The 13,249-nt window shown below is 54.0% G+C and carries 15 protein-coding genes; 6 read left to right on the forward strand and 9 right to left on the reverse strand.

Translation table 11 applies throughout. From position 1 onward, the window contains the following. Positions 1–6 precede the first annotated feature (6 nt). The 4 genes from dapF to ADINL_RS03565 are packed head-to-tail and all read left to right on the forward strand — an operon-like array spanning position 7 to position 3,193. Entirely contained in the window at positions 7–837 is an 831-nt protein-coding gene (dapF, locus tag ADINL_RS03550) for a diaminopimelate epimerase (RefSeq protein WP_036544062.1), read from the forward strand. Further along, complete coding sequence (locus ADINL_RS03555) at positions 834–1,541, forward strand: DUF484 family protein (RefSeq protein WP_036544064.1); 708 nt, start codon at positions 834–836, stop codon at positions 1,539–1,541. Before dapF ends, ADINL_RS03555 begins: the two co-directional genes overlap by 4 nt. A gap of 1 nt (position 1,542) precedes the next feature. Then, positions 1,543–2,457 carry a tyrosine recombinase XerC gene (xerC, locus tag ADINL_RS03560; protein ID WP_051632533.1) on the forward strand — a complete coding sequence of 305 codons (915 nt, stop codon included), beginning with the start codon at positions 1,543–1,545 and terminating at the stop codon, positions 2,455–2,457. Beyond that, positions 2,450–3,193 (forward strand): HAD family hydrolase, encoded by a 744-nt coding sequence (locus ADINL_RS03565; protein ID WP_036544066.1) that lies wholly within the window; start codon positions 2,450–2,452, stop codon positions 3,191–3,193. Before xerC ends, ADINL_RS03565 begins: the two co-directional genes overlap by 8 nt. A gap of 8 nt (positions 3,194–3,201) precedes the next feature. Here ADINL_RS03565 and hemW read toward each other — a convergent pair whose 3' ends face one another. From hemW to ADINL_RS03600, 7 genes are all read right to left on the reverse strand, one after another. Next, positions 3,202–4,362, reverse strand: coding sequence for a radical SAM family heme chaperone HemW (hemW, locus tag ADINL_RS03570; protein ID WP_036544068.1), 1,161 nt, complete (start codon positions 4,360–4,362; stop codon positions 3,202–3,204). Next, positions 4,359–4,964, reverse strand: coding sequence for an RdgB/HAM1 family non-canonical purine NTP pyrophosphatase (gene rdgB, locus ADINL_RS03575; RefSeq protein ID WP_036544070.1), 606 nt, complete (start codon positions 4,962–4,964; stop codon positions 4,359–4,361). Before rdgB ends, hemW begins: the two co-directional genes overlap by 4 nt. Before the next feature lie 3 nt (positions 4,965–4,967). Beyond that, positions 4,968–5,405 (reverse strand): DUF4426 domain-containing protein, encoded by a 438-nt coding sequence (locus ADINL_RS03580; protein WP_036544072.1) that lies wholly within the window; start codon positions 5,403–5,405, stop codon positions 4,968–4,970. A gap of 25 nt (positions 5,406–5,430) precedes the next feature. Further along, positions 5,431–6,021, reverse strand: a complete 591-nt coding sequence (metW, locus tag ADINL_RS03585; RefSeq protein WP_036544074.1) for a methionine biosynthesis protein MetW — start codon at positions 6,019–6,021, stop codon at positions 5,431–5,433. Then, entirely contained in the window at positions 6,011–7,168 is a 1,158-nt protein-coding gene (metX, locus tag ADINL_RS03590) for a homoserine O-succinyltransferase MetX (RefSeq protein ID WP_036544076.1), read from the reverse strand. The genes metW and metX overlap by 11 nt, the downstream gene beginning before the upstream one ends. Positions 7,169–7,226: 58 nt before the next feature. Next, positions 7,227–7,760: a YggT family protein gene (locus tag ADINL_RS03595; RefSeq protein ID WP_036544077.1), complete on the reverse strand. Its 534-nt coding sequence runs from the start codon at positions 7,758–7,760 to the stop codon at positions 7,227–7,229. Positions 7,761–7,846: 86 nt separating this feature from the next. Next, positions 7,847–8,545 carry a YggS family pyridoxal phosphate-dependent enzyme gene (locus ADINL_RS03600; RefSeq protein ID WP_036544079.1) on the reverse strand — a complete coding sequence of 233 codons (699 nt, stop codon included), beginning with the start codon at positions 8,543–8,545 and terminating at the stop codon, positions 7,847–7,849. A gap of 90 nt (positions 8,546–8,635) precedes the next feature. Here ADINL_RS03600 and ADINL_RS03605 point away from each other — a divergent pair, with 90 nt between their 5' ends. Continuing rightward, positions 8,636–9,670, forward strand: a complete 1,035-nt coding sequence (locus ADINL_RS03605; protein ID WP_036544081.1) for a type IV pilus twitching motility protein PilT — start codon at positions 8,636–8,638, stop codon at positions 9,668–9,670. A 22-nt stretch (positions 9,671–9,692) separates the two neighbouring features. Further along, positions 9,693–10,868, forward strand: coding sequence for a PilT/PilU family type 4a pilus ATPase (locus ADINL_RS03610; RefSeq protein WP_036544083.1), 1,176 nt, complete (start codon positions 9,693–9,695; stop codon positions 10,866–10,868). 60 nt (positions 10,869–10,928) lie between these two features. Here ADINL_RS03610 and ADINL_RS03615 read toward each other — a convergent pair whose 3' ends face one another. Together ADINL_RS03615 and ADINL_RS03620 are read right to left on the reverse strand one after the other, a co-directional pair. Next, the gene (locus ADINL_RS03615) at positions 10,929–12,206 is read right to left on the reverse strand and encodes a dihydroorotase (protein WP_036544086.1); all 1,278 of its coding nucleotides are present in this window, start codon (positions 12,204–12,206) and stop codon (positions 10,929–10,931) included. A gap of 14 nt (positions 12,207–12,220) precedes the next feature. After that, the gene (locus ADINL_RS03620) at positions 12,221–13,219 is read right to left on the reverse strand and encodes an aspartate carbamoyltransferase catalytic subunit (protein WP_036544089.1); all 999 of its coding nucleotides are present in this window, start codon (positions 13,217–13,219) and stop codon (positions 12,221–12,223) included. Positions 13,220–13,249: the final 30 nt, after the last annotated feature.

Below are 13,249 nucleotides of genomic sequence, written 5' to 3' on the forward strand. Positions count from 1 at the left end.
AACAACATGCTGGTACGTTTCAGTAAAATGCATGGTCTGGGCAATGACTTTATGGTTATCGATGCGGTCGCGCAGCGCGTCCGTCTGACGCCGGAGACAGTCAAGCGCCTGGCCGACCGCCATACCGGGGTGGGGTTTGACCAGTTGCTTCTGGTTGAGCCGCCAAGTCGTCCGGATATGGACTTCCGTTATCGTATTTTCAATGCGGATGGCTCGGAAGTGGAGCACTGTGGCAATGGCGCACGTTGCTTTGCCCGATTTGTACGTGAGCGCCGTTTAACTGTAAAACAGGAAATTCAGGTCGAGACTGCCAAGGGTAGTGCGGTGTTGAAAGTGCTGCAGGACCGTCAGATACAGGTTGATATGGGGGTTCCCATTCTGCAGCCGGTTGAGATTCCGTTTGCGGCTGAGCGTCAGGCTGAGGTTTACAGTCTTGAGGTAGAGGGAACATCATATGATGTATCGGCTGTTTCCATGGGTAATCCTCACTGTGTGCTGCTGGTTGACGATGTCGCGCAGGCGCCCGTCAAACAGTTGGGTCGGGTGATTGAGTGTCATCCACGCTTTCCGCAGCGGGTGAATGTCGGTTTTATGCAGATTCTGTCACCCGATCGGGTTAAATTACGTGTATTCGAGCGCGGTGTCGGCGAAACTCGTGCCTGTGGTACCGGTGCATGTGCGGCTGTTGTTGCTGGACGCTTGCGTGGGTTGCTTGATGAAACGGTCTGTGTTGAGTTGCCAGGTGGCGAGTTGCAGATCAGCTGGAAAGGACAGGGGCAGCCTGTATTGATGACAGGGCCAGCCACCACCGTGTATGAGGGGCAGATTTACCTATGACACAGCAAGCAATAGATACACCGGATACTACTGCAGAGACAATCACGGCTGCCCAGGTAGCTGAGTATCTGGCAGGGCATCCAGAGTTTTTTGATGCGCATGCCTGGCTTTTGGAAAAGCTCTATGTACCCCATCAGCGTGGTACAGCGGTGTCTCTGGTGGAGCGTCAGACATCCTTGTTGCGTGAACGCAATCAGAAACTGCATGGTCATCTGTCTGAGCTGATCGAGATTGCCCGTCACAATGACGTGCAGTTCGACAAGACCAAGCGTATGGTGCTGTCGCTGCTGGAGGCTCAGACGCTGGATGATGTGGCAATTGCCGTCGAAGAAAGCCTGTGCCAGGACTTCTATGGCGATGATGCACGACTGATATTGTTCAGCGATACACCCTTCGATGTAAACAGTCTACGTATTCTCAGCCGTGCTGACTGCAGCCTGGTGCAGCCCTTGATTGAAACCAGTCTGCCCAGTTGTGGACAGCTGTCGGAAGCGATGAACCGCTTTCTGTTTCAGGAGAATGCCGCGCGGATTCAGTCTGCGGCGGTGGTACCGCTGGTGAAGGGGGAGACGCTTGGATTGCTGGCGATCGGCAGCTTTGATCCGGATTATTTTCAGAGCAGTCAGGGTACGCTGTTTCTCAGCTATGTAGGTGAAGTGCTCAGTCGTATCGTCATGCATATTCTCGAATCACCGCGGCGCTGATATGGCCTCCTGCCCGGATGAGTCTTTCTGGGTGGATGCATTTTTGCGCCACCTGAAAACAGAGCGACAGCTGTCATACCATACGCTGCAGCATTATGGGCGGGATCTGCAAAAACTGACTGAACAGCTGCAACAGCTTGAGTTGCCGGGCTGGGCTGGGCTGAACGAAAAACGTCTGCGTCAGGCGGTGGCCATGTTGCACGGCAATGGCTTGTCGGGACGCAGTTTGCATCGCCTGCTGTCGGCCACTCGAACCTTTTATCATTTTCTGAATCGGGAAGGCTGGGTTGAGCATAACCCGGCTGTTGCGGTGCAGGCTCCGAAATCGGGACGCCGCCTGCCATCGACACTGAACCCGGATCAGTTGAACCAGCTGCTGACACCCCCGGATGAAGAACCGATCACACTGCGTGATTTTGCCATGATGGAGCTGGTTTACTCATCCGGTTTGCGGGTCTCGGAGCTGGTATCTCTGGAAATGAGTGCGATTGATTTGGGTGATGCATCCCTTCGGGTCACAGGTAAAGGGCGTAAAACACGCGACTTGCCGATGGGACGCCAGGCTGTTCAGGCGCTAAAACGCTGGTTACAGGCTCGGCCTCTGTGGAACCGTCATGCCAGCAGTGCTGTGTTTCTCAGTCAGCGAGGTACAGCACTGACAACGCGTAGCGTTGAGCAGCGCATGGCCCATTGGGGTGAGTATCTGGGTGCACAGGGACGTGTTTATCCGCACCGGTTACGCCACAGTTTTGCCAGTCATCTACTGGAATCGAGTCAGGATTTGCGTGCCGTGCAGGAGCTGCTGGGCCACAGTGATATCAGTACCACCCAAATTTATACACATCTGGACTTTCAGCATCTGATGCAGGTGTATGAGCAGGCACATCCACGAGCCAGGAGAAAACCCCGTGATTAAAGCCATAACCTTCGATCTGGACGATACACTCTGGGCGGTTGATCCCGTAATTCAGCATGCCAACCGTACGCTTTGGGAGTGGCTGCATGCTCATGCACCCGCCATGACGGCACAGTTTGTACTGGAAGATTTGAATGAGGGGTCTCGTTTGCGCGCGGGGATTCTGCAGCGCCATCCGCAGATCGCGCACAGTATGACGCAGATACGTTTGCGTCTGTTGCATGAGTGTCTGCTGCAGTCTGGCTATAGTGATGCTGACGCTGAAGTACTTGCCAACAATGCCTTTGATGCGTTTATTGAGGCCCGTCATGAAGTTGAGCTGTTTGCGCATGCTCGCAGCATGCTGGAAAAGCTGAAACAGCAGGGCATGATACTGGGGGCTTTGAGCAATGGTAATGCAGAGGTCAGTCGTACCGGGTTGGCCGATTTGTTTGATTTTCAGTTCAATGCGGATCAGGTAGGGGCGGCCAAACCTCACCCTCTGATGTTTCAGAAAGCGCTGGAATATCTGAATATCCAGCCTGAAGAGGTGGTTCATGTCGGTGATCATCCGGTGAATGATATCCAGGCGGCTGCCCAGCTAGGGTTCTGGACCATCTGGGTCAATCTGGATGCAGGACCCTGGCCGGGAGGGCGACCCGCAGATGCTGAGGTCACCAGTCTGGAACATTTACCTGCCGCTGTGACAGCCATTCAGGCGATGAAAGCCACAAACTCACAGGAAGCCTGTGTCTGATTGCTGGATCAGACAGACTCGATAAAATACTCCAGCAAGTCATTCAGGAACAGCCGTCCCTGATGGGTTGGCTGTAAACGATCCTGCTGATCTGAAAGTAGACCTTTGTCTCGTGCCTGTTGCAATGCCCTATTCAGAGTGCTGAGTGCCAGTCCCGTACGTGCCTGAAACAGTGCTGCAGGTACACCCTCATAGAGGCGCAGGGCGTTCAACATAAACTCAAACGGCAGCTCTTCATCGCTGACCCAATGGCGTTGGCTGTTATGGGTCAGCGCCTGCATATAGGCTTTTGGCTGACGCAGCTTTTGATGGCGCTCAATGCGTAAACCTGCCGCATCCGCATGTGTGACCTTGCCATGTGCTCCGGCACCGATGCCGAGATAATCACCGAAGGTCCAGTAGTTCAGGTTGTGCTGGCTGTGTTGCCGCTGACGGGCATAGGCCGAAATTTCATATTGTTGATAACCGGCACGTTGCAGCAGTGCCTGACCTTGCTCCTGAATATCCCAGAGTGCTTCATCCACGGGCAGTTGTGGTGGTCGGGCATGGAACTCGGTGTTGGGTTCCAGGGTTAACTGATACCAGGACAGGTGTTCAGGGCCGAGATCTATGGCCTGTTGCAGGTCGGCCAGTGCATCGGCCGTTTGTTGCTCTGGCAAACCATGCATCAAGTCCAGATTGACGCGGGGAAAGAGCTGGAGTGCAGCCTCTGCTGCTCGTCGTGCATTATCAGCCGTATGTACTCGCCCCAGTGCCTGCAGCTGACGGTCATGGAAGCTTTGAATACCCAATGACAGGCGGTTGACTCCGGCAGCACGAAAACCACTGAAACGCTGTTGCTCAAATGTACCCGGGTTGGCCTCCAGGGTAATTTCAGTGTTGCTGGCAATTCCCATCAGTTGATCAATCTGCTGCAGCAGTTCAGCGATAGCCTCGGCGGAAAACAGGCTGGGTGTGCCGCCGCCGATAAAGATTGAATGCAGTGGGCGAGGGTCAGGCAGGCGCCTGAGTTCCTGTGTCAGATCGGCTGTCAGCGCATGGATATAGGCTTGTTCGGGTAATGCTGCATCCCGCTGGGCATGAGAATTGAAGTCACAATAGGGGCATTTACGAATGCACCAGGGGATATGCACATAGAGTGATAGCGGAGGTGTGGCCGGCAGTGTCATGCCGGCAGTAACAGGTGCAGTTGCTCAAAAAATGCACGCATCGCCTTACCGCGATGGCCATGCAGATGCTTCTGCTCAGCACTGAGTTCAGCGACAGAGGCCTGCAGAGCCGGAATATAAAATATCGGATCATATCCGAAACCGCCTTGCCCGCGGCGCTCTGTCAGGACAACACCTTCCCAGCTGGCCTGACAGATCAGGGGGGTCGGGTCCAGCGCATGACGCATGTACACCAGGACACACTGATAGCGGCCAGTCCGTTCGGCTTCAGGTATGCCGTCGAGAGCGGTCAGCAGCTTGTCAATATTGGCTTCATCACCTGCGCCCTGACCGGCGTAACGTGCGGAGTAGATCCCCGGTGCGCCTTTGAGTGCATCCACTTCCAGGCCAGAGTCGTCGGCCAGTGCAGGTAATCCGGTTGCCTGGCTGGCGTGGCGGGCCTTGAGTATGGCATTTTCGACAAACGTCAGCCCGGTTTCTTCTGCTTCCGAGACCTGGAAGGCTGACTGTGGCAGAAGTTTAATGCCCTGGCTGGAGAGCATCTGACCAAACTCACGCAGTTTTCCAGCATTGCCGCTGGCGAGTACAAATTGCTTGCTCACACATCAATCCACATAGAAAGTTTGCTGTAATTCAATGGTATAAGTTTGTTCACTGTTTTCAGGTGTGACATCCAGCCGTATTGTCAGCAGGTCTTCATTGGTAAACTGGAAGCTGCTGATGGAATAGATAGCATCCGCTTCAGTGATTTCCCGGAAGCTTAACGACTGGCGTTGTTGCACGATATTGCGTGTCTCTCCCTGTACCTGTGCGCTGACAGGGCGGGTGCTGCCATCGGTCTGCTTTTCCAGAACCGCCAGGTTAATCAGCCCCCGGTTACCGCTACGGGTGAGGCCATGGCGTGATGCCACCTCGGCAGGGATCAGTGTGGAGTTGAATGCATTGTAGTGAATTTCGTAACGCTCGTCGCTGAACAGTTGTTCGGCATGCAGGGCGCCACTTGTCAGCAGGGCTGTAAATAACAGGGGAAGCAAACGATACATGATCTTTCTCCGGTCGGTCTTGGGATCAGCGGGTAATGCGGTAGATGGCAATCTCGCCGAGCATGTTTGGCCACAGGCGTATCCACCAGCGATGCTTGTGCTCATGGTCTATCACCGTTCGGTCCACTATGTAGATGTTGCGTTCGACGCAGAGTTCCTCAAAGTCCTTGAAGGTAAAAAAGTGGATGTTCGGTGTGTTATACCAAGTATAGGACAGGAACTTGGAGACCGGCATACGGCCACGTATTGCCAGATAACCGCGTGCACGCCAGTGTGCGAAGTTGGGGAAGGTCACGATGCATTCCTTTCCAATCCGCAGCATCTCTTCAACTATCTGGTCCGGGCGATGCATGGTTTGCAGCGCGTGACTCATGACAACGGTATCGAAGCTGTTGCTGCGAATGCTGCAAAGGCCCTGATCAATATCCTTTTCAATAACATTGACTCCCTTCTCGATACAGGCGGTGATATTGTCCGCATTGATCTCGATGCCATAGCCTTGTACCTGTTTCTCTTTGACAAGATACTCCAGCAATTCTCCTTCACCGCAGCCCAGGTCAATCACTCGTGAACCCGGACGAATCCAGTCGCGGATAATTTCCAGATCAGCGCGCATCAGCAGTCTCCAGTTCATTAGCGATACGATTCATATAGGCACCAAAAACCTCCATGTAGCGAGGTATCGGAATCAGAAAGGCATCATGGCCATGGGCTGCCTGGATCTCGGTGTAGGTCACTTTTTTACCTGCCTCGATCAGTGCATCGACAATCTCGCGGGAACGTTCCGGAGAAAAACGCCAGTCGGTGGTAAACGACGCAATAAAGTAGTCGCATTTCACCTGCCGCAGCGCTTCTGCCAGCTCATTGTTGTAGTCGGCCGCAGGGTCAAAGTAGTCGAGTGCTTTGGTCATCAAGAGATAGGTGTTGGCATCGAAAGCTTCAGAGAAGCGTTCCCCCTGATACTGCAGATAGGACTCGATTTCGAACTGCGGGTTGAAATCGAAACTGAGTTTGCCTGAGCGCAGTTCACGACCAAACTTTTCGCGCATGCCATCTTCAGACAGATAGGTGATATGACCCACCATTCGTGCCAGCATCAATCCGGTTTTGGGCACCACCTGTTGTTCGTAATAGTGGCCCTGATAGAACTGGGGATCTTTACTGATCGCCTGGCGGGCAACCTCGTTGAAGGCGATATTCTGAGTGCTGAGTTTGGGCGCGGCAGCAATGATGACACAATGGCGCAAGCGTTCAGGATAGTCGATAGACCACTGGAGCGCCTGCATGCCGCCGAGACTGCCGCCCACTACGGCAGCCCATTGATGAATGCCCAGATGATCGGCAAGACGTGCCTGGCTTTCGACCCAGTCGGGCACAGTGACGATTGGAAAGTCCGGGCCATAGGGTTTGCCGGTTTCCGGATTCAGCGTGTTGGGTCCGGTGCTGCCATGGCATCCGCCGAGGTTATTCAGCGCCACCACAAAAAATCGGCGGGTATCTATCACCTTGCCCGGTCCGATAGCTGAATCCCACCAGCCCGGCTTGCGTTCTTCAGGGCTGTGATAGCCTGCTGCATGATGATGCCCGGAAAGTGCATGACAGATCAGTACCGCGTTACTGGCGTCGGCATTCAGCTCGCCATAGGTTTCAATCATCAGATCATATTCAGGCAATACCCGCCCACTGGCCAATGTCAGTGGTGTGTCAAAATGGATGCTGGTTGGCGTTACCAGACCGACTGAATCTTCGGGAAAATCCTTCACCTTGTTACCCCTTTGTTGATCACACTGAAAATCGATAAGCGGATGGTCGAAATTCAGGTCACATCAAGCGGGGCAGTTGTGACTGGATGATCTGGATGACCAGGAAAATAGCAATCGGCGACAGGTCCAGGCCGCCAATAGGCGGAATGACCCGACGTACCTGGGCAAACAGCGGCTCCACCAGTTGTTGCAGCAGCTGTGGAGCTGGATGCGGTGAGTTGGGTGCAACCCAGCTGATAATCACTGAGCCGATGGTGGACCAGAACAGGATAGTGAGCAGCGTATCCAGTACACCTACCACAGACAGCATGATTATCGCCGCCGTATCCAGACGGCTGCTGGTCATGGAAACCAGCAGAAACAGTGTGCCCAGCTTGACCAGAAAGGCCAGTAACAGCGGTGACAGATCCAGTCGTCCGACACGTGGTACTATGCGCTGCATCGGTATCAGTGGTGGCTGGGTGATCTTGACCACGGCCTGAGAAATGGGGTTGTAGTAGTCAACATTCATCGCCTGCAGCAGAAAGCGCAAAATGACAATGAAGGCGAACATTTCGCCAATAGTGCGAATAATCAGTAATAGCGGATCCATGATCTACCCTTAAACTTGATGCAGCTGAACGGCCAGTATAGAGATTTTCTACCAGTGAATGAACCTTTTCGCTGGGGGAATTCGGTTCACTCAGTGGTTTTGGCCGGACGGGGCCCAAACAGTGCTGTACCGACACGTACCAGCGTGCTGCCTTCCTCAATCGCCGCCTGAAGATCGGATGACATACCCATCGACAGCGTATCCAGATGTAAACCCTGCTGGTTCAGTTCGTCGGCCAGTCGGGCGATGGCGGCAAAGCTCCGGCGCTGTTGTGCAGTGTCATCAGTAGGTGCCGGAATTGCCATCAGACCACGCAATTTAAGATTAGGCAGGGCATCGATCTGTTGTGCCAGAGCCAGGGCTTCAGTCATGCTGCAGCCGGATTTGCTCTGTTCATCATCAATGTTGACCTGCAGGCAGACATTCAGTGGTGGCAGATGCTCAGGGCGCTGCTCGGAAAGGCGCTGGGCTATTTTCAGTCGGTCCACACTGTGCACCCAGCTGAATGTCTGTGCAATCAGGCGGGTTTTGTTTGATTGTATCGGGCCGATAAAATGCCATTCGATATCCAGATCTGTCAGGTCAGCCATCTTCTCCAGCGCCTCCTGCAGATAGTTTTCGCCAAAGCATCTCAGGCCCAACTGAAAGGCTTCACGCACTTCGTCCGCACTGCGGGTTTTGCTGACGGCGAGGAGTGTCACTGTATCTGGCTGGCGCCCGGCTGCTGCACAGAACTCATTGATCTCGCGCACTACCTGTGTGGTTTTCTCTGCTATGATAGACATAAGGAATATTCTGGTTGTTGTCTGTTCAGGGATCAGGTTATTCTGCGATAACAGAACCTCCGATTGGAAGAAGCTGCGAGCATTAATTCTATGGATATTACTGAACTCTTGTCCTTTGCCGTTCAGCAGGGTGCATCCGACTTGCACCTGACCTCAGGTATGCCACCGATGATTCGTGTCGATGGCGATGTCCGGCGTATCAAGTTGCCTGCACTGGATCACAAGCAGGTGCACACGCTGGTGTACGATATTATGAACGACCGCCAGCGTAAGGAGTACGAAGAAAATATGGAGGTGGACTTCTCCTTTGAGGTGCCCAAGCTTTCCCGTTTCCGTGTCAATGCCTTCAATCAGCATCGCGGTGCTGCAGCTGTATTCCGAACCGTTCCCAGCAAGGTGCTGACCCTGGATGATCTGGGCATGGGCAAGGTGTTTCAGGATCTGTCGGAAAAACCGCGAGGACTGGTGCTGGTCACCGGGCCGACCGGCTCCGGTAAAAGTACCACGCTGGCGGCGATGATCGACTATATCAATGACACGCGTTCAGAGCATATCCTGACCATTGAAGATCCAATCGAGTTTGTTCATGAAAGCAAAAAATGTCTGGTAAACCAGCGTGAGGTCCATCGGGATACGCACAGCTTCGCCAATGCCTTGCGCTCCGCTTTGCGTGAGGACCCGGATATCATCCTGGTAGGTGAGATGCGTGACCTGGAAACAATTCGTCTGGCGCTGACCGCCGCGGAAACAGGGCATCTGGTCTTTGGTACATTGCATACCACCTCGGCAGCCAAGACCATTGACCGTATTATCGATGTATTCCCTGCGGCAGAGAAAGACATGGTACGTTCCATGCTGTCAGAATCACTGCAGGGCGTTATTTCCCAGACCCTGATGAAGAAACTCAAGGGGGGGCGAGTGGCGGCACATGAAATCATGATTGGCACACCCGCAATTCGCAACCTGATTCGTGAAGACAAGGTGGCGCAGATGTACTCTGCGATACAGACAGGTGCGTCTTTTGGTATGAAAACCTTGGATCAGTCACTGAGCGAGCTGGTATCCAAGGGGATGATATCCCGTGAGGCTGCACGCGAAAAATCGAAGAATCCGTCATCCTTCTGATGGCTAAGTAAAGGACCGGGCTATGGATTTCACACAACTGCTGAAGGTGATGTCAGACCGCGGGGCGTCTGACCTGTTTGTCACAGCTGGCGCTGCGCCAGCTATCAAGGTTGATGGTACGATCAAGCCCCTGACCAAAGAGGTGCTGAAGCCTGAGCAGGCCAGAAAGCTGGTGTACAGTACCATGAATGACAAGCAGCTGGCAGAGTTTGAAGGCACGCATGAATGTAACTTTGCCATCAGTGCGCAGGGGATTGGCCGTTTTCGTGTCAGTGCCTTTGTGCAGCGCAATACCCCGGGGATGGTGATGCGACGCATCAACACCTATATTCCGACGATGGAAGAGCTGCATCTGCCTGCTGTGTTGAAAGACCTGTCCATGACCAAGCGCGGTCTGATTCTGTTTGTCGGTGGAACCTCAACCGGTAAGTCGACCTCGCTGGCATCCATGATTGATTATCGTAACCGGAATCATGCTGGGCATATCATTACCATTGAGGACCCGATTGAGTATATCCATAACCATCAGAAGAGCATCGTGACTCAGCGAGAGGTCGGGCTGGATACGGATTCTTACGAGATCGCATTGAAAAACACCCTGCGTCAGGCACCGGATGTGATTCTGATGGGTGAGATTCGTGACTCCAATACCATGAAGTACGGTTTGAGTTTTGCCGAGACCGGACACTTGTGTATGGCGACCCTGCATGCCAACAACGCCAACCAGGCGCTGGATCGTATCATCTCCTTCTTCGGGCCGGATCACCATGCCCAGGTGTGGATGGATATGTCTCTGAACCTCAAGGCCATTGTTGCACAGCAGCTATTGCCGACAGTGGATGGACAAGGGCGTCGTGCAGCCATCGAAGTGATGATCAATACGCCTCTGATACAGGATATGATTCGCAAGGGTGCGGTGCATGAGATCAAGGATGTGATCAAGAAATCCACTAACCTGGGTATGCAGACCTTTGATCAGGCGCTGTTTAACCTCTACAAGGAGGGAGTGATCAGTTACGATGTGGCACTGAGCCATGCCGATTCAGCCAACGATCTGCGTTTGATGATCAAGCTGAATGCAGAAACCAAAGACAAGTCCAGAGCCCCTGTCAGCGATGATTCCATGCCCTCCTTTACCCTGCAGGAAGAGGATGACAATATGAACCTGACCGGTGTTGCCGAGGTGAAAAGCATGTAATACGCCGGTGTCTGAACTGTCCGTTGAGCGGATGGTTCAGACACCGATCGTTTTGCTGCATCAGTGCTTGCGGTATACCACACGTCCACCGAGCAGCGTGGTCGTCACTCGCCCCTTGAGTGTTTTTCCACTGAAAGGCGAGTTTTTCCCTGCTGAACGCAGTGTCTCTGCATTCACAACCCAGCTTTCTTCCGGATCAAAAATACAGATATCCGCCTGCTTGCCAGGCATCAGACTGCCACTGTCGAGGCCCAGGATCCGGGCGGGTGCAAGGGTCAGCTTTTCAATCAGTTGCGGTAATTCGATCAGCTTGCGTTCCACCAGTGTCAGGCTGAGTGGTAGGAGTGTTTCCAGACCGCTCAAACCGGCAGCTGTTTCGGCAAAGGGGGCCTGTTTGGAAATCAGGTCCTGGGGTTGATGGTCTGAACAGATGGCCGTGATGCTGTGACTCAGCAGCCCCTGCAGCAGACCTGCGCGGTCCAGCGCACTGCGCAGGGGTGGTTGCAGGTGCAACGAGGCATCAAACTCATTGACCTGTTCATCGCTGAGGATCAGGTGGTGCACGGCTACATCAGCAGTCACTTTCAGGCCGCGTTGTTGTGCGGCGCTGATTAGTTGTACGGAGCGTTCGCAGGACAGCTGGCCAAAATGTGCACGCACACCGGTTTGTTCGACGAGCAGCAGGCAGCGTGCCACTTCAATGGTTTCGGCTGCTTCAGGAATGCCGCTGAGTCCCATGCGTGTGGCGTTGGCACCTTCGTGCATACAACCACTGACGGCCAGGCTGGCATCCTGTGCCTGAAATATCACCAGCAGATCAAAGGTGGCCGCATATTCCAGGCAGCGGAGCAGGTTCAGTGAACTTTTGATCGGGAGGCGGGCATTGCTGAAGGCAATACAGCCCGATCCGGCTAGTGCATGCAGTGGTGCCAGCTGTTCACCCTGCAGGCCCTGAGTCAGTGCCCCCATTGGTAGCACACGGGTGAAACCGGCATCGGCAGCACGGTCCTGAATCAGCTCGGCTACAGCGGGTGTATCCACGATAGGCCGGGTGGTCGGTGGTGTGATCAGTGTGGTAATGCCGCCAGCCGCAGCGGCAGCGGTTTCGCTGGCAATGGTGCCCTTGTGTGTTTCCCCGGGCTCGCGCAGATGGGCGCAGAGATCGATGAGGCCGGGGCATACGATCTGGCCGTCAGCCTGAATCAATTCATCACAGTGAAAGTCTTCCGGTGCATCGCCAATCGCCAGTATTTCGCCATCACCAATATAGAGATCTGTGATTTGATCCAGTCCACTGGCTGGATCGATAACACGCCCACCGGTAATTTTGATATTCATGCTCATACGCTCCCTTACACCTCAGTACTCTGCTGGTTGAGTTTCAGTTGGCCGCTCATCGCCATGGACATGACCGCCATGCGTACGGCAATACCGTTGGTGACCTGGTTGAGGATCACAGAGCGAGGGCCATCAGCTACACCTGACTCGATTTCCACACCCCGGTTGATTGGTCCCGGGTGCATGATAATGGCGTCCGGACGGGCATAAGCCAGTTTCGCTTCAGTCAGACCATAGAGCTTGTAAAATTCCGATTCACTTGGCAGCAGCGCTGTTTGCATCCGTTCTTTCTGCAGTCGCAGCATGATGATCACATCCACATCTCTCAGACCGCGTGACATTTCTGTGTACACCTTAACGCCCATGGCTTCAATATGACGTGGCAGCAGGGTCAGCGGGGCGATCACCCGTATTTCGGCAGTTCCGAGAGTGCGCAATGCATGAATCTGGGACCGGGCGACGCGGGAGTGCAGAATGTCACCGACAATTGCCACCTTGAGTTGAGCAAAGTCACCTTTGTGCTGACGAATGGTCAGCATATCCAGCATGGCCTGGGTGGGGTGAGCATGCCGACCATCTCCGGCGTTGATGACAGCGACATCCGGTGTGACGTGTTCGGCGATAAAGTGAGCGGCACCACTGGCCGAGTGGCGGACAACAAACATGTCGCAGTGCATGGCGCGCAGTGTCATCAGGGTATCTTTCAGGGTTTCTCCCTTGGAGGTGGATGAGGTGCTGATATTCAGGTTCAGCACATCCGCCGACAGGCGTTTGGCGGCCAGCTCAAAGGTGGACAGTGTGCGTGTGCTGGCCTCGAAGAACAGGTTGGCAACCGTTTTGCCGCGTAATAACGGGATTTTTTTGACCTGCTGTTCGCTCATGTCAACAAAGGAGTCGGCAGTGTCGAGAATTTCAGTCAGCAGCCCGGCATGCAGACCTTCGATGGTGAGAAAGTGCTTCAACTGGCCTTCGGGTGTCAGCTGAATGCTGTCGTAGTGGTTCTGGCTCGGCATGGTTGTACTCTCTAAATTGGCGACAAATGA

Source organism: Nitrincola lacisaponensis (genome assembly GCF_000691225.1).
GTDB classification, from domain to species: Bacteria; Pseudomonadota; Gammaproteobacteria; order Pseudomonadales; family Balneatricaceae; genus Nitrincola; species Nitrincola lacisaponensis.

Coding starts and splice junctions, on each gene's coding strand:
- xerC (WP_051632533.1), top strand. CDS start 1,543: ATGGCCTCCTGCCCGGATGAGTCTTTCTGGGTGGATGCATTTTTGCGC.
- ADINL_RS03595 (WP_036544077.1), bottom strand. CDS start 7,760: ATGGATCCGCTATTACTGATTATTCGCACTATTGGCGAAATGTTCGCC.
- hemW (WP_036544068.1), bottom strand. CDS start 4,362: ATGACACTGCCGGCCACACCTCCGCTATCACTCTATGTGCATATCCCC.
- ADINL_RS03605 (WP_036544081.1), top strand. CDS start 8,636: ATGGATATTACTGAACTCTTGTCCTTTGCCGTTCAGCAGGGTGCATCC.
- ADINL_RS03615 (WP_036544086.1), bottom strand. CDS start 12,206: ATGAATATCAAAATTACCGGTGGGCGTGTTATCGATCCAGCCAGTGGA.
- metW (WP_036544074.1), bottom strand. CDS start 6,021: ATGCGCGCTGATCTGGAAATTATCCGCGACTGGATTCGTCCGGGTTCA.
- ADINL_RS03600 (WP_036544079.1), bottom strand. CDS start 8,545: ATGTCTATCATAGCAGAGAAAACCACACAGGTAGTGCGCGAGATCAAT.
- ADINL_RS03610 (WP_036544083.1), top strand. CDS start 9,693: ATGGATTTCACACAACTGCTGAAGGTGATGTCAGACCGCGGGGCGTCT.
- ADINL_RS03620 (WP_036544089.1), bottom strand. CDS start 13,219: ATGCCGAGCCAGAACCACTACGACAGCATTCAGCTGACACCCGAAGGC.
- ADINL_RS03555 (WP_036544064.1), top strand. CDS start 834: ATGACACAGCAAGCAATAGATACACCGGATACTACTGCAGAGACAATC.
- dapF (WP_036544062.1), top strand. CDS start 7: ATGCTGGTACGTTTCAGTAAAATGCATGGTCTGGGCAATGACTTTATG.
- ADINL_RS03580 (WP_036544072.1), bottom strand. CDS start 5,405: ATGTATCGTTTGCTTCCCCTGTTATTTACAGCCCTGCTGACAAGTGGC.